General features: G+C 70.9%; 24 protein-coding genes and 1 pseudogene. 15 read left to right on the top strand and 10 right to left on the bottom strand.

Features of this window, described 5'->3' with window-relative positions; all coding sequences use genetic code 11:
• Positions 1 to 93: 93 nt before the first annotated feature.
• Positions 94 to 384, bottom strand: a complete 291-nt coding sequence (locus ABD346_RS06275) for a DUF2530 domain-containing protein (protein WP_344372593.1) — start codon at positions 382 to 384, stop codon at positions 94 to 96.
• 204 nt (positions 385 to 588) lie between these two features.
• Between ABD346_RS06275 and ABD346_RS06280 the strand changes: the two genes are divergently transcribed.
• Complete coding sequence (locus ABD346_RS06280; RefSeq protein ID WP_344372596.1) at positions 589 to 2,043, top strand: NCS2 family permease; 1,455 nt, start codon at positions 589 to 591, stop codon at positions 2,041 to 2,043.
• A 103-nt stretch (positions 2,044 to 2,146) separates the two neighbouring features.
• Here the strand turns inward: ABD346_RS06280 and ABD346_RS06285 are convergent, their stop codons facing one another.
• Positions 2,147 to 2,329: a ribbon-helix-helix protein, CopG family gene (locus ABD346_RS06285; protein ID WP_053724844.1), complete on the bottom strand. Its 183-nt coding sequence runs from the start codon at positions 2,327 to 2,329 to the stop codon at positions 2,147 to 2,149.
• 157 nt (positions 2,330 to 2,486) lie between these two features.
• Between ABD346_RS06285 and ABD346_RS06290 the strand changes: the two genes are divergently transcribed.
• Together ABD346_RS06290 and ABD346_RS06295 are read left to right on the top strand one after the other, a co-directional pair.
• Positions 2,487 to 2,930, top strand: a complete 444-nt coding sequence (locus ABD346_RS06290; protein WP_053724836.1) for a MarR family winged helix-turn-helix transcriptional regulator — start codon at positions 2,487 to 2,489, stop codon at positions 2,928 to 2,930.
• A gap of 28 nt (positions 2,931 to 2,958) precedes the next feature.
• The gene (locus ABD346_RS06295) at positions 2,959 to 4,296 is read left to right on the top strand and encodes an MFS transporter (RefSeq protein WP_344372600.1); all 1,338 of its coding nucleotides are present in this window, start codon (positions 2,959 to 2,961) and stop codon (positions 4,294 to 4,296) included.
• Positions 4,297 to 4,361: 65 nt separating this feature from the next.
• On the opposite strand, the gene ABD346_RS06300 is transcribed toward ABD346_RS06295, so the two are convergent.
• Entirely contained in the window at positions 4,362 to 5,567 is a 1,206-nt protein-coding gene (locus tag ABD346_RS06300) for an FG-GAP repeat domain-containing protein (RefSeq protein ID WP_344372603.1), read from the bottom strand.
• Positions 5,568 to 5,683: 116 nt separating this feature from the next.
• Here ABD346_RS06300 and thpR point away from each other — a divergent pair, with 116 nt between their 5' ends.
• Positions 5,684 to 6,253 carry an RNA 2',3'-cyclic phosphodiesterase gene (gene thpR, locus ABD346_RS06305; protein ID WP_344372606.1) on the top strand — a complete coding sequence of 190 codons (570 nt, stop codon included), beginning with the start codon at positions 5,684 to 5,686 and terminating at the stop codon, positions 6,251 to 6,253.
• Between the two features lie 130 nt (positions 6,254 to 6,383).
• Here the strand turns inward: thpR and ABD346_RS06310 are convergent, their stop codons facing one another.
• From ABD346_RS06310 to ABD346_RS06320, 3 genes are all read right to left on the bottom strand, one after another.
• On the bottom strand, positions 6,384 to 7,376 hold the full coding sequence (locus tag ABD346_RS06310; RefSeq protein ID WP_344372609.1) for an aldo/keto reductase: 993 nt from the start codon (positions 7,374 to 7,376) through the stop codon (positions 6,384 to 6,386).
• Between the two features lie 78 nt (positions 7,377 to 7,454).
• Positions 7,455 to 8,462, bottom strand: coding sequence for an aldo/keto reductase (locus ABD346_RS06315; protein WP_344372612.1), 1,008 nt, complete (start codon positions 8,460 to 8,462; stop codon positions 7,455 to 7,457).
• Between the two features lie 46 nt (positions 8,463 to 8,508).
• Positions 8,509 to 9,078, bottom strand: a complete 570-nt coding sequence (locus ABD346_RS06320; protein ID WP_344372615.1) for a MarR family winged helix-turn-helix transcriptional regulator — start codon at positions 9,076 to 9,078, stop codon at positions 8,509 to 8,511.
• Between the two features lie 48 nt (positions 9,079 to 9,126).
• On the opposite strand from ABD346_RS06320, the gene ABD346_RS06325 reads away from it, so the two are divergent.
• Complete coding sequence (locus ABD346_RS06325; protein ID WP_344372618.1) at positions 9,127 to 9,642, top strand: carboxymuconolactone decarboxylase family protein; 516 nt, start codon at positions 9,127 to 9,129, stop codon at positions 9,640 to 9,642.
• Between the two features lie 25 nt (positions 9,643 to 9,667).
• On the opposite strand, the gene ABD346_RS06330 is transcribed toward ABD346_RS06325, so the two are convergent.
• Together ABD346_RS06330 and ABD346_RS06335 are read right to left on the bottom strand one after the other, a co-directional pair.
• Positions 9,668 to 10,330 carry a DUF4232 domain-containing protein gene (locus tag ABD346_RS06330; protein WP_344372620.1) on the bottom strand — a complete coding sequence of 221 codons (663 nt, stop codon included), beginning with the start codon at positions 10,328 to 10,330 and terminating at the stop codon, positions 9,668 to 9,670.
• Positions 10,331 to 10,498: 168 nt separating this feature from the next.
• The gene (locus ABD346_RS06335) at positions 10,499 to 11,311 is read right to left on the bottom strand and encodes an NAD(P)H-binding protein (protein WP_344372623.1); all 813 of its coding nucleotides are present in this window, start codon (positions 11,309 to 11,311) and stop codon (positions 10,499 to 10,501) included.
• Positions 11,312 to 11,394: 83 nt separating this feature from the next.
• On the opposite strand from ABD346_RS06335, the gene ABD346_RS06340 reads away from it, so the two are divergent.
• The 3 genes and pseudogenes from ABD346_RS06340 (at position 11,395) to ABD346_RS06350 (ending at position 15,169) form a co-directional block, all read left to right on the top strand.
• Positions 11,395 to 11,811 (top strand): winged helix-turn-helix transcriptional regulator, encoded by a 417-nt coding sequence (locus tag ABD346_RS06340; RefSeq protein ID WP_344372626.1) that lies wholly within the window; start codon positions 11,395 to 11,397, stop codon positions 11,809 to 11,811.
• Positions 11,811 to 12,914, top strand: a pseudogene (locus tag ABD346_RS06345) (DUF2786 domain-containing protein); the annotation flags it as partial. The gene ABD346_RS06340 and the pseudogene ABD346_RS06345, both read left to right, overlap by 1 nt.
• A gap of 194 nt (positions 12,915 to 13,108) precedes the next feature.
• A complete protein-coding gene (locus ABD346_RS06350; protein ID WP_344372632.1) occupies positions 13,109 to 15,169 on the top strand; it encodes an FUSC family protein in 2,061 nt (686 codons plus the stop codon).
• Positions 15,170 to 15,192: 23 nt separating this feature from the next.
• On the opposite strand, the gene ABD346_RS06355 is transcribed toward ABD346_RS06350, so the two are convergent.
• Entirely contained in the window at positions 15,193 to 15,675 is a 483-nt protein-coding gene (locus ABD346_RS06355; RefSeq protein WP_344372635.1) for a hypothetical protein, read from the bottom strand.
• Between the two features lie 297 nt (positions 15,676 to 15,972).
• Between ABD346_RS06355 and ABD346_RS06360 the strand changes: the two genes are divergently transcribed.
• Entirely contained in the window at positions 15,973 to 16,212 is a 240-nt protein-coding gene (locus ABD346_RS06360; RefSeq protein ID WP_114039138.1) for a DUF397 domain-containing protein, read from the top strand.
• Positions 16,213 to 16,379: 167 nt separating this feature from the next.
• On the opposite strand, the gene ABD346_RS06365 is transcribed toward ABD346_RS06360, so the two are convergent.
• Positions 16,380 to 16,880, bottom strand: a complete 501-nt coding sequence (locus tag ABD346_RS06365) for an ATP-binding protein (protein WP_344372639.1) — start codon at positions 16,878 to 16,880, stop codon at positions 16,380 to 16,382.
• A gap of 292 nt (positions 16,881 to 17,172) precedes the next feature.
• On the opposite strand from ABD346_RS06365, the gene ABD346_RS06370 reads away from it, so the two are divergent.
• From ABD346_RS06370 to ABD346_RS06395, 6 genes are all read left to right on the top strand, one after another.
• The gene (locus ABD346_RS06370; protein WP_344372641.1) at positions 17,173 to 18,072 is read left to right on the top strand and encodes a helix-turn-helix domain-containing protein; all 900 of its coding nucleotides are present in this window, start codon (positions 17,173 to 17,175) and stop codon (positions 18,070 to 18,072) included.
• An 81-nt stretch (positions 18,073 to 18,153) separates the two neighbouring features.
• Entirely contained in the window at positions 18,154 to 19,611 is a 1,458-nt protein-coding gene (locus ABD346_RS06375; protein WP_344372643.1) for an aldehyde dehydrogenase family protein, read from the top strand.
• Between the two features lie 198 nt (positions 19,612 to 19,809).
• Positions 19,810 to 20,346 (top strand): DinB family protein, encoded by a 537-nt coding sequence (locus ABD346_RS06380; RefSeq protein WP_344372646.1) that lies wholly within the window; start codon positions 19,810 to 19,812, stop codon positions 20,344 to 20,346.
• Positions 20,347 to 20,443: 97 nt separating this feature from the next.
• On the top strand, positions 20,444 to 21,085 hold the full coding sequence (locus tag ABD346_RS06385) for a PadR family transcriptional regulator (RefSeq protein ID WP_344372649.1): 642 nt from the start codon (positions 20,444 to 20,446) through the stop codon (positions 21,083 to 21,085).
• A 123-nt stretch (positions 21,086 to 21,208) separates the two neighbouring features.
• Positions 21,209 to 22,186 (top strand): ATP-binding cassette domain-containing protein, encoded by a 978-nt coding sequence (locus ABD346_RS06390; RefSeq protein WP_344372652.1) that lies wholly within the window; start codon positions 21,209 to 21,211, stop codon positions 22,184 to 22,186.
• A 35-nt stretch (positions 22,187 to 22,221) separates the two neighbouring features.
• Positions 22,222 to 22,962: an ABC transporter permease gene (locus ABD346_RS06395; RefSeq protein ID WP_344372872.1), complete on the top strand. Its 741-nt coding sequence runs from the start codon at positions 22,222 to 22,224 to the stop codon at positions 22,960 to 22,962.
• Positions 22,963 to 23,182: the final 220 nt, after the last annotated feature.

Consider the following 23,182-nt stretch of genomic DNA (forward strand, 5'->3'; position numbering starts at 1 on the left):
CGGGGGGAATGGCCGCTTCACCTGCCGGGACGGCCGAACATCCGACCCTGGTAGGAGGCGAATGGTCCTCTGGCGGTACGCAGGGCCCGGGAGTTACTGACTTTCGGCCCTTGTGTCCCGCTCGGCGTCGGCCGCCTGTTGTGCGGCGTGCCGCTTGATCGCCGCGTCGCGGCCGCGGACGTACCAGATGCCGATGAGGCCGAGGCCGCCGCCGGCCAGGCACGTCCATACCCACCACAGGTGGCCGTGGTCGTCGAACCAGCCGTAGAAGGGGAGCTGGACGAGGAAGAGGACGAACCAGAGGATCGTGCCGCCGGTGATGGTGGCGACCACGGGGCCCTCAAGGGGCTCCGGCGCCTCGTGCTTCGGTGTCCACTTCGCCATGCGATCAGTGTAGGGCGCGGCTATTCCCGGGAATCCGGCCTGCGGGCGGCCCAGTCGGCCCTTGGGTCTACGCGCGGAGATGGTGATCTTCGCCTTATGTATTCATACTGAAACGGCTTACGGCTGACTCATTCTGTTCGTTAAAACGTCCAAAGAAGTTCGGGTACGTGCCGTTTCCCCGCCCCTTCACGACTGAGGTTCCGCATGCCCCCCTCGGCCCCCGACAAGGTCGACGCCGCAGCTCAGCCGCCGGCACCCGCCCAGCCGACCAACGGCCTGGACCGCTACTTCAAGATCTCCGAGCGGGGCTCCACCATCGCCCGTGAGATCCGTGGCGGATTCGCGACCTTCTTCGCGATGGCGTACATCATCGTGCTGAACCCGATCATTCTCGGCAGCGCGAAGGACATGTACGGTCACCAGCTCAACAGCGGGCAGCTGGTCACCGCGACCGTGCTCACGGCGGCCTTCACCACGCTGCTCATGGGCGTCATCGGCAATGTGCCGATCGCGCTCGCGGCGGGGCTCGGCGTCAACACCGTGGTCGCGCTCCAGCTGGCGCCCCGGATGAGCTGGCCCGATGCCATGGGCATGGTCGTCCTGGCCGGCTTCGTGGTGATGCTCCTGGTCGCCACCGGGCTGCGCGAGCGTGTCATGAACGCGGTGCCGCTAGGCCTGCGCAAGGGCATCGCGATCGGCATCGGCCTGTTCATCATGCTGATCGGCCTGGTCGACTCCGGCTTCGTCTCGCGCATCCCGGACGCCGCGCACACCACCGTGCCGCTCGAACTCGGCGGCAACGGGCACCTGCTCGGCTGGCCGGTCCTGGTCTTCGTCCTCGGCGTGCTGCTCACGCTCGCGCTGATGGTCCGCAAGGTGCCGGGCGCGATCCTGATCTCCATCGTGGCGATGACGATCCTCGCGATGATCATCAATGCGGTGGCCAAGGTGCCGTCCTGGGGCCTGACCACCCCGAAGTGGCCGGGCAACCCCGTCGACACCCCGGACTTCGGGCTCGTCGGCCAGGTCAGCCTCTTCGGCGGGTTCTCCAGGGTCGGCGTCCTGACCGGCGTCCTGTTCGTCTTCACCGTGCTGCTCTCGTGCTTCTTCGACGCGATGGGCACGATCATGGGCGTCAGCGACGAGGCGGGCCTGACCGACTCCCAGGGCAACATGCCCGGCATGAACCGGGTCCTGTTCGTCGACGGCATCGCGGTCGCGGCGGGCGGCGCGTCGTCCTCGTCCGCCACCACCTGCTTCGTGGAGTCCACGGCGGGCGTCGGCGAGGGGGCGCGGACCGGCTTCGCGAACGTGGTCACGGGCGGGCTCTTCACCGTCTCCCTCTTCCTGACCCCGCTCGCCACGATGGTGCCCTCCCAGGCCGCCACTCCCGCGCTGCTCGCGGTCGGCTTCCTGATCCTGTCCGCCTCGATCAAGGAGATCGACTGGGCGGACTGGACGATCGCCATCCCGGCCTTCGTGACGATGCTGATGATGCCGTTCACGTACTCGATCACCAACGGCATCGGCATGGGCTTCATCACGTTCACGGTGCTGCGGCTGGTGGCCGGGCGGGCCCGCGAGATCCCGGTCGCGATGTACATCGTCTCGGCGGTGTTCGCCTTCTACTACCTGATGCCGGCGCTGGGCCTGACGTAACCCCCCGGGGCTGTGCGACCAGCCGCGCACGGCCCGCACCCGACAGCGAACCGGGTTTCAAGGGGCGGGAGGGCTGCGCGGAACGGCTGTCGGCGCGGTGCGGCTACGCCGCCCCGTAGAACCGCTCCGTCTCGTCCACCGCCGCGTTGAAGCGTTCGTCGAAGTCGTCGCGTATGAGCGTCCGGACCACATAGTCCTGGACGCTCATTCCGCGTTTCGCGGCATGGTGCCTGAGCCGTTCGAGCAGCTCACCGTCTATCCGCAGGCTGAGCACGCTGGTCCCCATGGAGCGAGGGTCGCCGCCCGCAGGGGCCGCGCGCGTCACTTTCCGCAGGCGTCTCACTCGTTCGGGTGAAGTGTGGCGCGATGGCGCCGGTGTGGCGCTGGACACCTGGGCTTAACCCAGTGGTATTTAGCCAGAGTAATGAGTTATGCTAACGAACATGTCTGACCTGTCCCACGGCAGCGGCGAGGACGCCGCCGCCGTGAACTCCCTGCGCTCGGCCGTCATGCGTCTTGGCCGGCGCCTCAAGCACCAGCGCGTCGACGAATCGCTCAGCCCGACCGAGATGTCGGTGCTCGGCACCCTGGCCCGCTGCGGCTCGGCCACCCCCGGTGAGCTGGCCCGCAAAGAGCACGTACAGCCGCCGTCGATGACCCGAATCGTCGCCCTGCTTGAGGCGAAGGGCCTGGTCAGGCTGGAGCCGCATCCCGACGACCGCCGACAGAAGGTGGTCAGCCAGACCGAAGAGGCCGAGGCGATGCTCGAAGAGAGCCGCCGAAAGCGCAACGCCTGGCTGGCTTCCCTCGCGGAAGGCCTGGACGAGGACGAATGGGCGAAGCTGCGCGCGGCCGCCCCGGTCCTGGAGAAGCTCGCACACCTGTAAACGCGCATCGCTAGGAGGCGAACACTTTTTGAGTACGGGACCCGGATCACCATCCGCCCCCGCACCTACCCCCACCTACAACAAGCGCGGCGGGGGGACGTTCTCCTCGCTCGCGGTACGCAATTACCGGCTGTTCTTCTCCGGCGCCATCGTGTCCAACATCGGCACCTGGATGGCCCGGATCACCCAGGACTGGCTGGTCCTGACGATCACCGGCTCCTCCGTGGCGGTGGGCATCACCACCGCCATGCAGTTCCTGCCGATGCTCCTGTTCGGCCTGTACGGCGGCGTCATAGCCGACCGCTTCGCCAAGCGGAACATCCTGTTCGTCACGCAGGCGGCGATGGGCCTCGGCGGCCTCTTCCTCGCCGTGATGACCCTGTCAGGACACGTCCAGGTGTGGCACGTCTACCTGACGGCCTTCTTCACCGGCCTGGTCACCGTCGTCGACAACCCGACCCGGCAGTCGTTCGTCTCCGAGATGGTCGGGCCCGACCGGGTGCGCAACGCGGTCAGCCTCAACTCGGCGAACTTCCAGTCCGCCCGGCTCGTCGGCCCCGCCGTCGCGGGCGCCGTCATGGCGGCCGTCGGACCCGGCTGGGCGTTCCTCGCCAACGGCCTGTCCTTCACCGCCCCGCTGATCATGCTGACGCTGATGCGGACCAAGGAGCTCCAGCCGACCCGCCTCGCCCCGCGCGGCAAGGGCCAGCTGAAGGAAGGCCTCGCGTACGTCTCCGAACGGCCCGAGCTGATCTGGCCGATCGTGCTCGTCGGCTTCGTCGGCACCTTCGGGTTCAACTTCCCGATCTGGCTGAGCGCGTTCGCCTCCGACGTCTTCCACGGCGACTCCGGCATGTACGGCCTGTTCAACAGCCTGATGGCGATCGGCTCGCTGATCGGCGCGCTGCTCGCGGCCCGGCGGTCCTCCACGCGCCTGCGGATGCTGGCGCTCGCGGCCGGACTGTTCGCGGTGCTCGAACTCGTCGCCGCCGGAGCCCCCGACCTCGGCGTGTTCATGGCGCTGCTCATCCCGGTCGGCATCCTCGGCCTGACGGTGAACGTGACCGCCAACGCCTCGGTGCAGATGGCCACCGACCCCGAGATGCGGGGCCGCGTGATGAGCCTGTTCATGATGGTCTTCACCGGCGGCACCCCGCTGGGCGGCCCGCTCTTCGGCTGGCTGACCGACGTCTACGGCGTCCGCGTCAGCCTCGCGCTCGGCGGCCTCATCTGCGGTGCGGCGGCGATCGGCGTCGGCCTGATGCTGGCCCGCGCGGCCAACCTGCGCCTGAAGGTCGACGTACGGCCCGGCCACCGGCACCTCGCATTCGTCCCGAGGAATCCGGCCCTGGTGACGGCCGCCTGACGGCACGCGGAACGTGAACGGCCCGGCCCCCGCATGCGGGGGCCGGGCCGTTTCCCGTACCGGGTTCAGAAGATGTCGCTCCTCGCCCAGTTCCAGTCCTCGCGCCCCTCACCCAGGGTGCCCTTGCCCGTGCCCGGGTACGTCGTGAGCTCGCGGTCCGACTTGGCGAGGAGGTCGGGCGCGTTCCAGGCGAGGTCGTCAAGGACGTCGCCGACGCACAGCAGCGTCGGGTACTTCTCCCAGCCCCCGCTGCCGATCAGGACCCGCCGGCCGAACCCGCCGTGCCCGTTGCCGGGGTAGCGCCACAGCCTGCCCGTCGTGTCGCTGGCGACGACGTCACCGTGCCCGTCGCCGTCGAGGTCGCCCGTGGCGGTGAACGTCAGGGCCGAGCCCCAGCCGGCGCCGAGGCTCTCGCGCCGGCCGAAGCCGCCGTGGCCGTTGCCCGGGTACAGCCAGGCGTGCCCGGACGTGTCGAGGGCCATGAGGTCGCCATGGCCGTCGCCGTCGAGGTCGCCCACCGGCGCGAAGCGGCGCATGCCGGACCAGCCGGCACCCACGCGCGTGCGCTTGCCGAGGCGCCCGTCACCCTTGCCGGGGTACAGCCACAGCACGCCGGCCCTGTCCCGGGCGAGCAGGTCCTCCTTGCCGTCTCCGGTGAGGTCGCCGTGCCGGGCCAGCGTCATGCCGTTCCAGCCGCGGCCGAGGTAGGTGCCGTTCCCGTTGCCGTCCAGGAAGTAGAGGCTGCCGTTCCAGTTGCGCTGGAGGAGGTCGGCCTGGCCGTCGCCGTTGAGGTCGCCGAAGGGCAGCGCCTTCGCGTCCTCGCCGTCGCCGGAGTTCCAGTCGGAGTACTCCTTGCCCGACTGGCACTCGCGCAGCGTCCGCCCCCAGCGGAACGAGCTGTTCTCGTCCTTGCGGGGCTTCGCGCCGTGCGGCGGGACGGGCTTGGGCGGGGTGCCTATGCCCGGGGCGCGCACGTACATGTCGCGGCCCGGGTCCAGGTACTGGAACTCCGCCGGGCTCCACATGCACGAGAAATCCCCGCCCGAGCGGTTGTAGACGGCCGGCGCCTCGTCGTCCCACGGCTCGGCGGAGGCCTGCGGGCCCGCGTACGCGTCCATCGGAGCCTGGTTGTCGGCATGGTCGAAGACGCAGAACTTGCCCACCGGACAGTGGTCGAAGCCCACGGAGGCGTCGGCCGGGGCGACCGCGGTCGCGGTGAACCCCACGACGGCGGCAGCCGTCGCCAAAGCGGTGCGGATGGTCGGCCGCATGGATGAATTCCCCCCAGGGAAGCCGGGGCCGGGGCCCCGCAGAAACGAGCGACGGGATCCTACGCCCGCCCCTTCGGCGGCTCCGCACAGGGGCCCGATCTTGGTTGACTGTCCCCATGCGCCTCTTCGCCGCCGTACTCCCCCCAGCGTCGGCCATCGACGAACTCGGCCGCGCGGTGAGGCAGTTGGAGCACCTGCCCGGCGCGCAGGGGCTGCGCTGGACCGGGCGCGAAGGCTGGCACCTCACCCTCGCGTTCATGGGCGAGACCGACGAGGCGGTCCTGGCCGAGCTGCACGAGCGGCTGCGCAGGGCGGCTCGCCGCACCGACCCGTTCACACTGCGGCTGCACGGCGGCGGCCGCTTCGACGGGCGCGCCCTGTGGACCGGCGTCGCGGGCGGCCTCGACCAGCTGCGGCTGCTCGCCGAACGCGCGGACGCCGCCGCCCGCCGCTCCGGCATCCCGATGGACCAGCACCGCCGCTATGTGCCGCACCTCACCCTGGCGCGGTCCCGGGCGCCGATGGACCTGAAGCCGTACGTCGAAAGACTCGCCGCGTTCGAGGGCGGCCCGTGGCAGGTCGGCGAGTTGGCGCTGATCCGCAGCACCCTGCCGGGCGGCGGCACCCCCGGCGAGCGCCCCCGCTACGAGGCGGTCGCCCGCTGGCCGCTCGGCGGAGACGGTTAGGCTCAAGGGGTGGACCCGAAGACCAGGAACCGGATCATGGCCGGTGTGCTCGTGCTGATGTTCGTCGTCGTGGCGGTGGCGGCCGCCGTCGGCTGACCGCCCCGCCACGATCCCGTCCGGCTCGTACGGCCTACCAGGCGAAGGCCTCCGGGGACGGCCCGGGGCCCGGGAAGATGTCGTCGAGCGCGGTCAGGAACTCCTGCGGCAGGTCGAGTTCGACCGCCCGCAGCGGCGCGTCCAGCTGGCCGGCCGTGCGCGGCCCGACGATCGGACCCGCGACGCCCGGCCGGGTGAGCAGCCACGCCAGCGCCACCTCGGCGGGGTCGAGGTCGTGCTTGGCGACGAGCTCCTCGTACGCCTGGACCTGCTCCCGCACGCCCGGCTTCGCGAGGGTCTGGACCGCGATGCCGCCCTGGGAACGCGAACCCGAGCCCTCGCGCTCCTTGCGCAGGATGCCGCCGAGCATGCCGCCGTGCAGTGGCGACCAGGGGATGACCCCGAGCCCGTAGTCCACCGCCGCCGGGATGACCTCCATCTCGGCGCGGCGTTCGGCGAGGTTGTAGAGGCACTGCTCGCTGACGAGGCCGAGGCGGCCGTGCCGGGCGGCGGTCTCGTTGGCCTGGGCGATCTTGTATCCGGGGAAGTTGGACGAGCCGGCGTACAGGATCTTGCCCTGGGTGATCAGGACGTCGATGGCCTGCCAGATCTCCTCGAAGGGGGTCAGGCGGTCGATGTGGTGGAACTGGTAGATGTCGATGTGGTCGGTGCCGAGGCGCTTGAGCGATGCCTCCACCGAGCGGCGGATGTTGACCGCGGACAGCTTGTGGTGGTTGGGCCAGGGCTCGTCGACGCCCATGTTGGCGTAGAGCTTGGTGGCGAGGACGGTCTTGTCGCGCCGCCCGCCGCCCTTCGCGAACCAGCTGCCGATGATCTCCTCGGTACGGCCTTTGTTCTCGCCCCAGCCATACGCGTTGGCCGTGTCGAAGAAGTTGATGCCCGCGCCGAGCGCGGCATCCATGATCGCGTGGCTTGCGCCTTCGTCGGTCTGCGGTCCGAAGTTCATCGTCCCCAGGACGATCCTGCTCACCTGGAGACCCGTGCGTCCGAGCTGCGTGTACTTCATGGGAATCAAGCCAACGTCTTCGAGCGCGCTCAAGGCAAGGGGCCGGGCCGGGACTTCCCGGCCCCTTGGCGTACGCGACTACCAGGCGAAGGCCTCCGGGGAGGGGCCGGGGCCCGGGAAGATCTCGTCGAGCGCGCCGAGCAGCTCCTCGCTCAGCTCCAACTCCACGGCGCGCAGCGCCGATTCGAGGTGGGCGGGGGTGCGCGGGCCGACGATGGGGCCGGTCACGCCGGGCCGGGTGAGCAGCCAGGCCAGTGCCACCTCGCCGGGGTCGAGGTCGTGCTTGGCGAGCAGGTCCTCGTACGCCTGGATCTGCGCCCGCACGGCCGGGTCGGCCAGGCCCGCCGCCGAGCGGCCGCCCTTGGTGCGCGACCCGGCACCCTCGCGCTCCTTGCGCAGCGCGCCGCCGAGCAGGCCCTGGTGCAGCGGGGACCAGGGGATGACGCCGAGGCCGTACTCCTGGGCGGCCGGGATGATCTCCATTTCGGCGCGGCGTTCGGCGAGGTTGTAGAGGCACTGTTCGCTGACGAGGCCGAGGCGGCCGGTGCGGGCGGCGGTCTCGTTGGCCTGGGCGATCTTGTAGCCGGGGAAGTTGGACGTGCCCGCGTACAGGATCTTGCCCTGGGTGATCAGGACGTCGATCGCCTGCCAGATCTCCTCGAACGGGGTCGACCGGTCGACGTGGTGGAACTGGTAGATGTCGATGTGGTCGGTGCCGAGGCGCTTGAGCGAAGCCTCCACCGAGCGGCGGATGTTGACCGCCGACAGCTTGCTGTGGTTGGGCCAGGAGGGGGTGCTCCACTCCTTGCCCTGCGTCATGTCGCCGTACATCTTGGTGGCGAGGACGACCTTGTCGCGCCGGTCGCCGCCCTTCGCGAACCAGGAGCCGAGGATCTTCTCGGTGAGCCCCTTCTCCTCGTCCACGCCATAGATGTCAGCGGTGTCGAAGAAGTTGATGCCCGCGTCCAGGGCGGCGTCCATGATCGCGTGGCTGCCGGCCTCGTCGGTCAGCGGTCCGAAGTTCATCGTGCCGAGGACGAGACGGCTGACCTGGAGCCCGGTGCGTCCGAGCTGTGTGTACTTCATGGGGCCATCAAAGCGTGTTCGTGTGTGCTCAAGGCAAGGGTTCCGTTCAACTGCCCAGCCAGCTGGACGCGTCGAGGCGGAAGGCCTCCGGGGGTACGGCGGTGCGCAGCGAGGCTTCGAGCTCGCGCAGCCGGTCGCGGCCCAGCGTGTCGGCCCAACTCGCCCGCAGGTCGTCGAAGATGGCCGCCGACCGGGCGAGTGCGTCCAGGCCGTGCGGGGTGAGCCGGACCAGTTTGCGGCGGGCGTCGCCGGGGTCGTCGGCGCGCTCCGCGTAGCCGAGGGCGATGAGGCGGTCGACGGTCTTGCCGGCCGCCTGCTTCGAGACGCCGAGCCGCCGCCCGATCTCGCTGGCGGTCGACCCGGGCAGGCCGATGGCCTGGAGGGCGAAGCCGTGCGCGGGCCGGATGTCCGGGTGCCCCTGGCGCGCGAGCTCGGCGTGCAGCCGGTCGATGAGCGAGCGGAACCCGGCGAACAGGAGCAGCGGGAGCTCGTATCCGGGCGCGTCGGGGTGGCCCGCAGGCTCGGGGGCGGCGTTGTGCGCACCTCGATCCGCGCGGGAGCCGTTGCGCGAATCGACAACCTGGTTTACCTTTTTTTCGTCAACCACGTTGTCCATTCTAGGGCCCGGGTCCGATCCGGGCCGTACGGAAAGCGGAGTCGCGCCATGTCCCTGTTCACCGAGCACACCCTGGAATCGGCCCCGGCCGCCTCGCGCAAGTCGATGGAGGCGACCATCCGCCACCTGGGCCGGCTCACCCCGCCGGTCGCCCGGCTCGCCGGCTCCCCGCACCTTCTGGACGGCTTCCTCAAGCTGACGGGGATCTTCGAGCAGACCACCATGGCGCCGGTGGCGCGCGAGATCGTCGTCATGACGGTCGCCGTCCGCAACGAGTGCCACGTGTGCGTGGCCATGCACACCGGCAAGCTGCGCGAACTGGGCGCCGACGAGGGCCTGGTGACCGCCCTGCACGAGCGGCGCCCCCTCGCCGACCCCGAACTCGATGCCGTACGCCGCTTCACGCTGGCGGTCCTGGCGACGGCGGGCGGCGTCGAGGACGAGGCCGTCAAGGACTTCCTGTCGTACGGATACACCGAGCAGAACGCCCTCGAAGTGGTCCTCGGCATCGGCGCCTACACGCTGTCCACCTTCGCCAACCGCCTCACGGGCGCGGGCCTGTGAGGCATCAACCGGCCGTGGGTGTCCGCTACTTGGAGCCGACCGGGCTGATGTAGGTGCCCGGGTGGGTGGCCCCGTCCTGGAGCAGGACCGAGGAGAAGGTCCAGGGCAGGGTGTGCGAGTGGGTCTCGTTCGGCGGGGTGATCACGATGTGCTTGGGCTTGAACTCCTGCCCGTCGCCCTTGCTGTACGGCAGATAGAAGATGTTGAAGGTGGTCGTGGCGTTCGGCCGTACCGTGACCGTCTTGGGGGTCTCCGCGGTCCCGCGGGTGAGCGACCACTTGGTCGGGCCACCGACCAGGTCGACCCCCGGATAGCCCTTCATCGCGCAGGGCTTGGCGCCCTTGTTGGTCAGCGTGATGGTCACGGCGCCCTGGGAACCCTGCGACTGGGCGCCGCTGCCCGGGGCGACGGCGAAGGCGAGCTGGGAGGTCAGGCAGTGGTCGCCGCCGGTTCCGGCGCCGGTCCCCGCGTTCGTACCGCCGCCGACGCTGCCGCCGGAGGGGGCCATGGTGCGGCCGCCGTCCGCGCCGGGGGAGCTCGATCCGGTGCCGGTGCTGTTCGAGGCGGCGTTGCCCGGGGTGTCGGTGGCGACCTTGCCGGAGCCTCCGTCGTCGCTGCCGCAGGAGGTCAGGGTCAGGCCGGCGGCGATGACGGCGATCGCGGCCAGGGGGGCGGTACGCAGGCGCAACACGGCGGTCCTTTCGGTCGTTGTCCGTTCGGATGCCCAGCGGGCCCGGTCCCAAGCGGAACTCGGGACACGCTGTGGACGTTCCGCACCGCCAGACGGTTTCATCGCGCCCCCGTGATCATGGAGGCGGCGCGCCGAAAGTTGTCCACAGGCTGTGGGTGGGCGGACCTACGCCTGCTCGCGCACGGCCGCCGCGTACACCTCGATCGCGGGCTTCGGGGCGCGGCCGAGCAGGCGGCGCAGCTCGCCGGTGCCGGTCGCGCCGAGGAAGCCGTGCGCGATGGCCGAGTACGTGCCGACCAGCATCGGCACCTGGAAGGGCTCGGCGCCGGACGCGGCGAGGGCCGCCCGGGCTCCGGCGAGCGTGCCGGGTTCGTACGCGGTGGAGGTGGCGGCGGCCAACTCGGCGCCGCCCAGAGCGTGTTCGCCGACCAGCTCGTACGTCCGGCCGGAGTGGGCCGCCGGGTCCAGGGCGACCCGGGCCGCGACCTCGGCGAGGTCCTCGCGGGCGACCGCCGCGAGCCGGCCGGTGCCGAGCGGGGCGGTGATGCGGCCGTCCGCGCCGGGCGCGGCGAGGTGGGCGAGCAGCTCGGCGTACAGGCCGTTGCGCAGCACCGTCCAGCTCAGCGCGGACGCGCGCAGCCGGCGCTCGGTCCAGCGGTGGGCGAGCGCGTAGGGGAGGTGATCGCCGGGGGCGGCCAGGCTGGTGTAGACGACGTGGCGCACGCCCGCCCGCTCGGCGGCCGAGATCGCGGCCTCGTGGCGGGCGACGACCGTGTCGTCCTCGCCGTACCCGGCCGACACGAGCAGCAGGGTGTCGACGCCCGCGAAGGCCCCCGGGAGGGAGGCGGGGTCGTCGAAGTCGGTGCGGCGGGCGCCGGGCAGGGCCGCGCGGGTGCCGGTGAGTACGTCGTCGCGGCCGGCCAGGCGCTCGGCGATCAGGCCGCCGAGCCCGCCGGATGCCCCCGTGATGAGCAGCATGGAAGCTCCCCCGTTTCGTTGTCGCGTTCGTTTGCTGGGACGATCGTGATCGACAGCGGGCGGATCGGTAAGGAGGCACTTTCATGTCAGTGGGGCACACCGCGGTAACCACCCCGGCCCCGGCCGAGCCGGTCATCAGCTGCGAGACGCCGCAGGAGGAGTGCGGGGTGCGCGACGTGCTCGACCGCCTCGGCGACAAGTGGTCGGTGTACGTGGTGGTCGAACTCGCGGCGGGCGTGCACCGCTTCCGCCAACTGCAGAGGGCCGTGCCCGGCATCTCCCAGCGCATGCTGACCCTCACCCTGCGCCGTCTGGAGCGCGACGGGCTGGTGAAGCGGACCGTGTATCCGACGGTGCCGGCCCAGGTCGAGTACGAGCTCACCGCGATGGGCCACAGCATGACGCACCTGATCAAGGCGCTCGCGGACTGGTCGATCGACCACCGCGGCGCGATCGCGGACGCCCGGCGGTCCTGGGACGCGGAACACGAGGCGCCCTGATGGAGGCCGTCGACCGCGCGTTCGCCGCGGCGCTGTACATCGAGGGCGACGCGGCCCTCGACACCGGCGCCTCCCTGCTCGCCGCCGCACCGGATGCCGATGCCGAACTCGCCCTGCGCGGGCGGGAGTTCGTGCGCCGCGCCTGGGACCGGGGCTGGCAGCCCGCCGATGTCGTACGGATCGTACGGCGTGACCTGGACGAGCCGCACGTACGCATCCTGAGCGGGCTGATCCGCGGCGAGCTCGGGCGCTACGAGCGGCTGCCCGCGCGGTGGCAGGGGCAGCTGGACGAGCTGCCCGGCGAGGCGTGGCGAGCCGACCGCTTCTCGTACGCCACCGCCGTCCTCGAGCTCTACCGGCTGCTGCTCGCACTGCCCGCCATCGAGCCGGCCGGGCCCGCCCCGGGGGCATCCGTGCTCGGGCCGCCCGTGCACGGCGAACCCAAGATGCTGGGCCGCATCCGGGCGCTGCTCGCCAAGGCGGAGGCGACCGGGTTCCCCGAGGAGGCGGAGGCGCTCTCCGCCAAGGCGCAGGAGCTGATGGCGCGGCACAGCGTGGACGAGGCGCTGCTCGCGGGGCGCGGGCCGGGCGACGAGGTGCCGGGGGCCTGCCGGATCGGGGTGGACGCGCCGTACGAGACGGCCAAGGCGATCCTGCTCGACGCGGTCGCGTCCGCCAACCACTGCCGGGCGGTGTGGAACGCGGAGCTCGGCTTCTCGACGGTGGTGGGCTTCGAGGCGGACCTGGAGGCGGTGGAGCTCCTGTACACCTCGCTCCTGGTCCAGGGCACGGCGGCGATGACGAAGGCGGAGGCCGCGCAGCGGGCGGGCGGACGCAAGCGCACGAAGACGTTCCGCCAGTCCTTCCTGCTCGCCTACGCGGGCCGGCTCGGCGACCTGCTCGCGGCGACCGCCCGCGACGTGGAGGCGGAATTCGGCAGCTCGCTCCTTCCGGTCCTGGCGACGCGGGCGGTGGCGGTCGCGGGGCGGGCGGAGGAGATGTTCCCGCGGACGGTGTCGACGCGGGTGCGGGGCGTCTTTGACGAGTCGGGGTGGCGGGACGGCCGCGCGGCGGCGGACCGAGCGCACCGGGCTTCGCCCCGCTCCCGGGAACTCCGCCCACCCGCCCACCCGCAGCCCGGGGTTGCCGGGCCCGGGCCCCTGGGGCGCTGGCCCACCCGCCCGCCCGTGCGAGGGGTTGAGGGGGCGGAGCCCCGGCGCACCCCGCCGAACCGCAACCCCGGCCCCGGCGGGGTCGAAATGCCGGGGTCGTCCTGCTTCCCTATACCCTCGGGGGCATGAGCTGGCTTCGGGCGCTGAGAGAGACCGCCCGCTCGGGGCTGACGGTCGAGCGGCGGCGGCTCGAACCGCTCGTCGCGCTGCGCGGAGCCGCAGGGCTCGCCATCGTCGTCGGCATCAGCCTCACCCTCTTCGGCCCCTCCGTCGCCGCGAGCTCCGCGTTCGGCGCGTTCCAGGGCGCCATCGCCACGTACCAGCGCAGCTGGCGCCCGAGGCCCGTACTCGCCCTCGCCTCGGGGCTCTCGCTCGCGATCTCCACCTTTCTCGGTTACCTCATCGGCACGCACTCCGCGTTCTTCATCCTCCTGCTCGCGCTGTGGACGTTCCTGTCCGGGCTCGCCTGGGCCGTCGGCCCGACCGTCGGGGTCATCGCATCGTCCAACGTCGCGATCATGCTGGTCACCGTCACCCTGCCGAGCTCGCTCGTCGACGCCGCCGGACACGCCGGGATGATCGCGTTCGGCGGGGTCGTCCAGGCCGCCCTCGTCGTCCTGTTCCCGATCCGCAGATGGGGCGCCCAGCGCGACGCGCTCGCCGACGCCCTTGCCGCGGAGGCCGACTACGCGCGCCGGCTGCGGCACGACCCCGTCGCCCCCTTCGACCCGCAGCCCCTGATGACCGCCCGGCTCGCCGCCGCCGTCACCCCCCGCGAGGCCCGCCGCCGCCCCGCCGAACTGCACGGCGCCCGCGGCGTCGCCGAGCGGATCCGGCCGGTGCTCGCCTCGCTCGCCGACCCCGCGCTCGGCGTGCCCGCGGAGGGCGAGGAACGCCACCGGGTACGGGAGTTGCTGGCCGCCGCGGGCACCGTCCTCGACGCCGCCGCCCGGGCCATCCGGCACGGCGAGGCCCCCGTCATCCCGCCCGCCGCCGAGGCCGCGCTCGCCACCCCCGACACCGGCGCCATCCTCACCGGCCCCGCCCGCCGCGCCGCCGCCCGGCTCACCGCACTGCTCGCGGACGTCGTCGAAACCGCCCGGGGCAGCGGCACCGGCGCAGGCGCGGAACCCCTGCTGCGCCCCACCCTGCCCCGCCTGATCCCGCTCGCCCTGCGCACCATGCGCGACGAACTGGGCCGCCGCCGCTCCCCGGTGTTCCGGCACGCGGTACGGGTCTGCGCGGTGGCGACCGCGGGCTATCTGCTCGGCCACGTCCTGCCGTTCGGCCACGGCTACTGGGCCCCGATGGCCTCCGTGATGGTCATGCGCCCCGACTTCTCGCTCACGTACGCCCGCGCGGTCGCCCGCTTCGGCGGCACCCTCGTCGGCGTCGCGCTCGCCACCGCCATCGTCCAGCTCACCCACCCCGACACCGGCCTGTCCGCCGCCATCGCGGTGACCTGCGCGTTCCTGGCGTACCTCCTGATGCGTACGGGCTATGCCGTGCTGAGCGGCTGCGTCTCCGCGTACGTCGTGTTCCTGCTCGGCATGGGCGGCCTCCAGTGGACCCAGACCGTGCCCGACCGGGTGTTCCTGACGCTGATCGGCGGCGCCCTCGCGATGATCTCGTACGCCGTCTACCCGGCCTGGGAGACGCCGCGTCTGCGCACCCGGCTCGCCGACTGGCTGGCCGCGAACGGCCGTTACGCCTCCGCCGTCGTCGCCCACTACGCCGACCCGGGGCGCGCCTCCGGCGAGATCCGCCAGGCGCTCCTTGACACGCGCGCGGCCCGCATCGCCTGGCAGGAGGCGCTCGACAAGGCCACCCACGAGCCGGTGCGGCACCGGGGCCTTTCGCGTTCGGCGGCCGAGGAAGCCGCCCACGCGCTCAGCCAGTTGGGGCGTACGGCCATGCTGATGGAGGCGCATCTCCCGGACCGGGACGCGGTGCCGGTACCGGCCGCCGCGAAGCTCGCCGAGGCGCTGCGGGAGGCCACCGAGCAGGGCGCGAAGGCGGTGCGCGAGCGGCGCGTGCCGCGGTGGGAGGGGGTCGAGCAGGCCCTGGCCGCCTGGGACGGAGAGGGCGTGCCCGACCGCGTGGTGCGCCGGGGCGCCGGCCTGGTCGTGCACTGCCTCGACGACCTGACCGACGCCCTGACGGTGCCCAACTCGCCCAAACCATAGGAGAGTTGGGCGCCTGTTCGGTGTTACGGAGTCGGGAGGCCGGCCGTCGGGAGGCCTGCGGTGGGGAGGCCGGTCGGCAGCTTCCCCTTCGTGCCGCGGGTGAAGGTCTCCTTCTTGAAGTCCGCCCAGTCGACCTCAAGGGTGTCGTTGGTGAGCTTCAGCATGCCGTTCGAGCGCTCCTTGTAGCCCTTGTTGCACTCGTTCATCTTGATCATCGCCATGCCGCCCGCGTCGTCGAACTTGCCGACGCAGAAGTGGCTCCCGGTGAGGGACACGGTCTTCTGGGAGGTGAAGACGAGGATGACGTCCTTGTCTGCGTCCGCGACCCATGCACCGGTGAGGTCTTCGAACCTCACCGTGCCGGTGCCACCCGAGGCGGGCGCGGAGGCCCCGGCGTCCGACGCCGCCGGGTCGGCCTTCTTGGCGCCGCTGCCGCAGCCGGTCAGGACGAGGGCGGCCGAGAGTCCGGCCGCGGCGAGTCCGGCGGTGCGTATGTGCCTGTGCACGGTGTGTCTTCCCCCTGTGAACGGTGTCTGGGACCGCGTCAAGCTACCAGCCGTGCAGCGCCGCACAGGTCTGAACCAGCGGGCCCTCATCTGCGTCTCCTACTGAGGGGCGTACAGGCACGCGACGGCGGCCGCGCCCCGGCGGACCCGCACGAGCGCTCGGGCGCGGAAGTAGGTGTAACCGCCCGGGCACCCCGCGTGCACGTGCATCTTCCCATGCAGGCGCACATGAACACAGCTATGATCCGGGGCAGTTGACCATTCACAGTTGCACGTCTGCACATCCCGGGAGCGACCTTGCACCACGCGTACAACGGCATGGCGGCAGCGGAGCTTCAGGGTGTCGCGTGGCAGAAGAGCCGGCACAGCAACTCGCAGGGATCCTGCGTCGAATTCGCCAAACTGCCCGGCGGAGGGGTGGCGGTACGCAACTCACGCCACCCGGACGGGCCTGCCCTCGTCTACACCAGGGCGGAGATAGAGGCGATGCTGCTCGGCATCAAGGACGGCGAGTTCGACCATCTGATAGCCGACTGAGGGTCGCGGCCGACAGACGGCAGCCCGCCGGTGATCACTCACCCATGACGGCTCACCCATGACGACTCATGGATGGCGACTCGCGGATGGCCACTCACAGCCGTCGGCTGGCGGACGGCCGCTGACGGACGGCCGCTGACAGGCGGCCGACTCTGAAATCTGTCAGCTCACTCCGCCGGTGCCAGCCGGAACAGCGCCCATACGACCTTGCCGCTGATCGCTCCCGACAGCGGGTGCCAGCCCCAGCTGTCGGCGAAGGACTCGACCAGGAACAGGCCGCGGCCGGACTCCGCGCCGAAGTCGTCGCTCGCGCGCTCGACGGGGCTCTCGTTGCTGGGGTCGCGTACCGCGCACACCAGCCGGCTCGTCCAGCGCATGAGATGGAGCCGCACCGGCACCTCGGTCTCGCGCGGGGTGTCGGCCGGCAGGGCGTGCCGCAGCGCGTTGGTGACGAGTTCCGAGACGACCAGGGCGACATCGTCGAAGCACTCGCCGAGGCCCCACTGCGTGAGCGTCGACCTGGTGAACTTCCGGGCCCCGCGCACCGCTTCGTAACGGGCGGGCAGCGCACAGGACGCGGAACCGGCCACGGTCGAGGGGTCGATGGGGGGAAGCGCCTGCCTTAAGGGCTCAAAAGGCTCCAGCATGGTCGATCCATTCGTCCCCATGCGAGGCACTCCCGTGGTTCGCGGCCGTGGCGGTACAGGACGCAAGCGACTAGACGCAGTTGAGCACGCAGGTGCGCGGGGACCATGGTTCCGAATGCTTCGGCCCGATGCAAGGGCAGATGCACGTGCACGCGACCGACCTGTCCCCGCCCGTGCCGTTTCTTGCTCATTTCTTCCTCGGAAGTTCCTCAGGCCGATTTCACTCCTTGACCATTTCCGTAATCACGCGGGTACGGGGTGAAGCGTTTTGATGGCAGACTGCCCACCACCACTGGATGGGGAGGACGGCGAAGTGACCGCAGGGGAGGCATGGGGATCCCCCCGGCCGAGCGCAGTCGAGGCCGGCGGAGGTTCGGTGGTCCGGCGCATTCTGCTGGGCTCTCAGCTCAGGCGCCTGCGCGAGTCGCGCGGCATCACGCGGGAAGCAGCCGGCTATTCGATCCGGGCGTCCGAGTCCAAGATCAGTCGTATGGAGTTGGGGCGGGTGAGCTTCAAGGCCAGGGATGTCGAGGACCTGCTCACGCTCTACGGCGTCGGCGACGAGTCGGAGCGCATGTCGCTGCTCAGCCTCGCCAAGGAGGCCAACATCGCGGGCTGGTGGCACAGTTTCGGCGATGTGCTGCCCGGCTGGTTCCAGACATATATCGGTCTGGAGGGCGCGGCCTCGCTGATCCGCATCTACGAAGTCCAGTTCGTGCACGGCCTGTTGCAGACCGAGGCGTACGCCCACGCGGTGGTCTCGCGGGGTATGCAGGGCGCGCCCGCGGCCGAGGTCGACAAGCGCGTCGCGCTGCGTCTCGAGCGGCAGAAGGCCCTGGTGTCCGAGCGGGCTCCCCAGTTCCATGCCGTTCTCGACGAGGCCGCACTGCGTCGGCCCTACGGCGAACGGGACGTGATGCGGGGGCAGTTGAAGCATCTCATCGAGATGTCGGAGCAGCCCAACATCAACCTTCAGATCATGCCGTTCAGCTTCGGCGGGCACGCGGGGGAGAGCGGCGCCTTCACGATGCTGCGGTTCCCCGAGTCGGACCTGTCGGACATCGTGTATCTCGAACAGCTCACCTCCGCACTGTATTTGGACAAGGCGGAAGAGGTCGCGCAGTACGAACGGGCGATGGCCCGGCTCCAGCAGGACAGCCCGGGCCCGGAGGAAAGCCGCGATCTTCTGCGCGGACTCCTTCAACTCAGCTGACTCATCAGTAGGATGACGTCACATCAGGCCAGTGACGCGGTTGACCGCGCGGAGCCGGCGGACACAGCAGTAGGGGATGGCATGTCCTTCTTCACCGACCTCGCCCACCAGTTCATAGCCGGCCAGTGGCGCACCGGCAGCGGGTCGTGGGACATCATCGACTTCGATCCGTACAACGGGGAGAAGCTCGCCACCATCACCGTCGCCACCGTCGAAGAGGTCGACGAGGCCTATCGTGCGGCCGAGCGCGCCCAGCGAGAATGGGCCGAGACCAATCCGTACACCCGCAGACTCGTCTTCGAGCGCGCCCTGCGCATCACCGAGGAGCGCGAGGCGGAGATCGTCGAGGCGATCACCACCGAGCTCGGCGGCACGCGGCTGAAAGCGGTGTACGAGGTTCATCTCGCCAAGGAATTCCTGCGCGAGGCGATCCAGCTGGCGCTGCGCCCCGAGGGCCGGATCCTGCCGTCGCCGGTCGACGGCAAGGAGAACCGCGTCTACCGCCTCCCGGTCGGCGTGATCGGGGTGATCAGCCCGTTCAACTTCCCGTTCCTGGTCACCATCAAGTCCATAGCCCCCGCACTGGCGTTGGGCAACGCGGTCGTCATCAAGCCGAACCAGAACGCACCGGTCGTCGGCGGCGGGCTCATAGCGAAGATATTCAAGGACGCGGGGCTGCCCGCCGGGCTCCTGAACGTCCTGGTCACCGACATCGCCGAGATAGGCGACGCGCTGATAGAGCACCCCGTCCCCAAGGTGATCTCGTTCGCGGGCTCGGACCGCACCGGGCGCCACGTCGCCTCGGTCGCCGGCAGCCATTTCAAGCGCGTCATCCTGGAGTTGAGCGGCAACAGCGCCCTGGTCGTCCTCGACGACGCCGACCTCGACTACGCGGTGGACGCGGCGGTTTTCAGCCGCTTCGTCTACCAGGGCCAGGTCTGCATGGCCGCCAACCGGATCCTGGTCGACCGCTCGATCCTGGAGGAGTTCACCGGCAAGTTCCTCGCCAAGGTGACCTCGCTCAGAACGGGGGATCCGGCCGACCCCGCCACCGACATCGGCCCGGTCATCAACAACTTCCAGGCAGAAGCGCTGACTTCACTGGTCGACCAGGCCCTGGCCGAGGGTGCGACCGCGCTCGTACGGGGCCGCACGCGCGGGAACCTGGTGGAGCCCACCGTACTCACCGGACTGCCCGCCGACTCTCCCGTACTGCGCCAGGAGATCTTCGGCCCGGTCGCCCTGCTCATCCCGTTCGACGGGGAGGAAGAGGCCGTACGCATGGCGAACGACAGCCCGTACGGACTCAGCGGCGCCGTGCACACCGCCAATGTGGAGCGCGGGGTGCGGTTCGCCAAGCGGATCGACACCGGGATGATGCACGTCAACGACTCGACGATCCAGGACGAGCCGCTGGTCGCCTTCGGCGGCGAGAAGTACTCGGGGCTCGGGCGGCTGAACGGCGACTCGACGGTCGAGGCGTTCACCACCCAGAAGTGGATCTCGGTCCAGCACGAGCGCAGCCCGTTCCCCTTCTGACAGACATCGGCGGGCGGCTGACAGAGGGCAGAGGGCAGCCGACAGTGGACACCTGGCAGAGGACAGCCGACAGCCGACAGTCGGCAGCTGACAGAGGACAGAATCTGACCTCTTTCCTTCGTAACGTGTTTCTTGTCAGCCGGCCGGTACAGCAGGCCGGTACACCGGATGCAGCACCCGAACGAAGGCGGTCGGATCATGCCCACTCACGTTCCCGCAGAGGCGCACGGCGACGAGCGCGGCGCTCTCCTCAGCTTCGTGGAAGCCCAGCGCGGCGGGCTGCGCCGCGCCGTCCTCGGCCTCACCGAGGAGCAGGCCACCAGCCGCCCGAGCGCCAGCGAGCTCTCCCTCGGCGGATTGATCAAGCACGTCGCCGAGACCGAACTGAACTGGCTCCGGATGGCGCAGCAGCGTCCCAACGAGAAGCAGCGGGACCAGTCGAACTGGCACGAGAGCTTCCAGCTCATGGGCGACGAGACCACCGCGGGCATGCTGGTCTTCTGGGGCGAAGTGGCCGCCGAGACCGAGGAGTTCATCCGCAAGGTCCCCTCGCTCGACGACACCTTCCCGCTGCCGCCCGCCCCGTGGTTCCCGAAGGACGGCCAGGTCTCGATGCGCTGGCTGATGATGCACCTCGTCGAGGAGACGGCCCGGCACGCCGGGCACGCGGACATCATCCGTGAGTCGATCGACGGCAAGACGGCGTTCGAGCTGGTGGATCTCGCGAACGGCTGAGCCGGGGTGCGGCCGGCCGTCACGGCGGAGGTTACGAGCCGCTGTGACGGCCGAGGTCGCAGGCAGCCGCGAGAGGTGAAGCCATAGGCTTGCGGCCATGTCAAGCATCCGTCTCCTCGTCCTCGGCGCGGTACGTCAGCACGGCCGGGCGCACGGCTATCAGGTGCGCAACGACCTGGAGTACTGGGGCGCCCACGAGTGGTCCAACGCCAAGCCCGGCTCGATCTACCACGCGCTCAAGCAGATGGCGAAGCAGGGCGTCCTCCTCGCCCATGAGGTGGCGCCCAGCACGGTCGGCGGGCCGCCGCGCACGGAGTACGAGCTGACGGACGCGGGCCGCGAGGAGTTCTTCCGGCTGCTGCGCGAGGCGCTCGCCTCGTACGACCAGAAGATGGACGTGCTGTCGGCGGCGCTCGGCTTCATGGTGGACCTGCCGCGTGCGGAGGCGGTCGCCCTGCTGCGCGACCGGCTGGACAAGCTGGCGGGCTGGCGTGCCTCGGCGACGGAGTACTACACGCCGGAGGAGGGCCCGGGGCAGCTCGGCCACATCGGCGAAATCATGAACATGTGGGTCCACTCCGCGGATGCCGAGGCGGAGTGGACCCGCGGCCTGATCGCCCGGATCGAGGGCGGGGCGTACGTCTTCGCGGGCGAGGGCGAGCCGTTCGTCGGAGTCCTGGCCGACGGTGAGGAGAACCCGTTCGCGACGGGCGAGCGGGATCCCCGGAACTCTCTCTAGTCAAGTTTGACGAGCCGGAGGAAGGCGGTTACCTTCGACTGTGTAGTCAAGTTTGATTACCTCGCGGGAGTCGCCGAATGCGCGACATCTGCTGCATCGCGAGAGCTGGTGAAGGAGAAGAGATTGCCGGACGCGGATGTGAACGGAAACTCGATCCTCGTGGAGGACGTGGGCAAGCGGTACGGGGCGAAGCGGGTGCTCGACGGGCTCGACCTGGCCGTGCGGCGCGGCACGGTGCACGCGGTGCTCGGACCCAACGGGGCCGGCAAGACCACGGCTGTACGGATCATGACCACGCTGCTGCGTCCCGACGCGGGCCGGGTGCTGGTCGCGGGCCACGACGTACGGCGTGAGGCGGGCGAGGTGCGGCGGCGGATCGGGCTGCTCGGGCAGCACGCGGCCGTCGACGAGGAGCTGGGAGGGCGGCAGAACCTGGAGATGTTCGGCCGGCTCCACCATCTCGGGGCGCGCCGGGCGGGGGAGCGGGCCGATGAACTCCTCGCCCGTTTCGGCCTGGCCGACACCGGGCGCAAGGCGGTCAGGCAGTACAGCGGGGGCATGCGCAGGCGGCTCGACCTGGCGGCGTCGCTCATCACCGACCCGGAGGTGCTGTTCCTGGACGAGCCCACGACCGGGCTCGATCCGCGCGGCCGGGCGGAGGTGTGGGAGGCGGTTCGCTCGCTGGTGGGCGGTGGCACGACGGTCCTGCTGACCACGCAGTACCTGGAGGAGGCCGACCAGCTGGCCGACCGGATCTCCCTGGTCGACGGCGGCAGGGTGGCCGCCGAGGGCACGGCGGACGAGCTGAAGGCGACGGTGGGCTCGGACCGCATCGAGGTGGTGATGCGAGACCCCTCCCGACTGGCGGACGCGGTACGGGTGCTGGGGCTGCCCGGAGTGGCCGTGGACCGGGACCGCCGCTTGCTGAGCGCGCCGGTCGCGGACCGGATGGGGGTGCTGGTCGACGTCGTACGGGAACTGTCGGCGGCGGGTATCGAGGCGGAGGACATCGCGGTGCGCAGGCCGACGCTGGACGAGGTGTTCCTGTCCCTGACGCAGGGTGGGTCTCCTGCGGAGAGCGAGCGGGGGGTGGCGGTGTGAGCGCGGTCGGCTGGGTGGTCGCGGACTCCTGGACCATGACACGGCGCGAGCTGGCGCACTGGGCGCGGCAGCCGGTGCAGGTGGTGGTCGGGCTGGTCTTCCCCGTGATGCTGCTGCTGGTGTTCGGCTATCTGATCGGCGGCGGTCGAGGCGTGTCCGGCCCGTACGTCGACTTCCTGGTCCCGGGGATGCTGGCGCTGACCATGGCGTTCGGGCTCGAAGGCACGATGCTGGCGGTGACGCAGGACCTCAACAAGGGGGTGGTCGACCGGTTCCGCTCGATGCCGATGGTGTCGGGGACGGTGCTGGTCGGGCGGGCGGTGGCGGACATGCTGCAGTCGGCGGCGGGGCTGGTCGTGCTGATCGGCGTGGGGTACGCGATGGGGTGGCGGCCGGGAGGGGGCGCTGGGTTCCTCGCGGCTGTGGGGCTCCTGTTGTTGTTCCGCTTCGCCATGCTCTGGGTCGGGATTCACCTGGCGATGGTGGCCGGGCGGCCGGAGTTGGTGCAGGCGGTGCAGATCCTGGTGTGGCCGGTCGGCTTCCTGTCCAACGCGTTTGCCGTGCCGGCGTCGATGCCGGGGTGGCTGGGGACGGTCGTGGAATGGAACCCGCTGTCCGCGACGGCTACGGCGGTGCGGGAGCTGTGGGGTGCGGGGGCGGGGGGTTCGTCCTGGGCGGCCGACCACGCGGGGGTGTTGGCGGTGGGGTGGCCGGTGGTGCTGGTGGGGTTGTTTCTGCCCCTGGCGGTGGGGCGGTTCGGGAGGCTGAAGGGGTAGGGGGCCGCGGCCCCGCCCGTGCCCGGTGCCCGGCCGGGGCGGGGCGGGGGTGCGGTTTGGCGGGGTGTGCCGGTGCTCCGCCCCGGCACACCCCGATGGCCCCTCCCCGCCCCTTCCCGCTGTGACACTCTGCGGCTCCGCCGCCTGGCCTCCGGGGGGCCGGTGTGATGCGTGGTCATTCGGCTACGAGCCGCGGGTGGCCGGTCGCGCAGTTCCCCGC

Source organism: Streptomyces mauvecolor (genome assembly GCF_039532965.1).
Taxonomy (GTDB): Bacteria; Actinomycetota; Actinomycetes; order Streptomycetales; family Streptomycetaceae; genus Streptomyces; species Streptomyces violascens.

Bases quoted from the DNA above. Each gene is read 5' to 3' on its own strand.
- ABD346_RS06275 (WP_344372593.1), bottom strand. From the start codon at position 384: ATGGCGAAGTGGACACCGAAGCACGAGGCGCCGGAGCCCCTTGAGGGC.
- ABD346_RS06280 (WP_344372596.1), top strand. From the start codon at position 589: ATGCCCCCCTCGGCCCCCGACAAGGTCGACGCCGCAGCTCAGCCGCCG.
- ABD346_RS06285 (WP_053724844.1), bottom strand. From the start codon at position 2,329: ATGGGGACCAGCGTGCTCAGCCTGCGGATAGACGGTGAGCTGCTCGAA.
- ABD346_RS06290 (WP_053724836.1), top strand. From the start codon at position 2,487: ATGTCTGACCTGTCCCACGGCAGCGGCGAGGACGCCGCCGCCGTGAAC.
- ABD346_RS06300 (WP_344372603.1), bottom strand. From the start codon at position 5,567: ATGCGGCCGACCATCCGCACCGCTTTGGCGACGGCTGCCGCCGTCGTG.
- thpR (WP_344372606.1), top strand. From the start codon at position 5,684: ATGCGCCTCTTCGCCGCCGTACTCCCCCCAGCGTCGGCCATCGACGAA.
- ABD346_RS06310 (WP_344372609.1), bottom strand. From the start codon at position 7,376: ATGAAGTACACGCAGCTCGGACGCACGGGTCTCCAGGTGAGCAGGATC.
- ABD346_RS06315 (WP_344372612.1), bottom strand. From the start codon at position 8,462: ATGAAGTACACACAGCTCGGACGCACCGGGCTCCAGGTCAGCCGTCTC.
- ABD346_RS06320 (WP_344372615.1), bottom strand. From the start codon at position 9,078: ATGGACAACGTGGTTGACGAAAAAAAGGTAAACCAGGTTGTCGATTCG.
- ABD346_RS06325 (WP_344372618.1), top strand. From the start codon at position 9,127: ATGTCCCTGTTCACCGAGCACACCCTGGAATCGGCCCCGGCCGCCTCG.
- ABD346_RS06335 (WP_344372623.1), bottom strand. From the start codon at position 11,311: ATGCTGCTCATCACGGGGGCATCCGGCGGGCTCGGCGGCCTGATCGCC.
- ABD346_RS06340 (WP_344372626.1), top strand. From the start codon at position 11,395: ATGTCAGTGGGGCACACCGCGGTAACCACCCCGGCCCCGGCCGAGCCG.
- ABD346_RS06350 (WP_344372632.1), top strand. From the start codon at position 13,109: ATGAGCTGGCTTCGGGCGCTGAGAGAGACCGCCCGCTCGGGGCTGACG.
- ABD346_RS06365 (WP_344372639.1), bottom strand. From the start codon at position 16,880: ATGGGGACGAATGGATCGACCATGCTGGAGCCTTTTGAGCCCTTAAGG.
- ABD346_RS06375 (WP_344372643.1), top strand. From the start codon at position 18,154: ATGTCCTTCTTCACCGACCTCGCCCACCAGTTCATAGCCGGCCAGTGG.
- ABD346_RS06380 (WP_344372646.1), top strand. From the start codon at position 19,810: ATGCCCACTCACGTTCCCGCAGAGGCGCACGGCGACGAGCGCGGCGCT.
- ABD346_RS06385 (WP_344372649.1), top strand. From the start codon at position 20,444: ATGTCAAGCATCCGTCTCCTCGTCCTCGGCGCGGTACGTCAGCACGGC.
- ABD346_RS06395 (WP_344372872.1), top strand. From the start codon at position 22,222: ATGACACGGCGCGAGCTGGCGCACTGGGCGCGGCAGCCGGTGCAGGTG.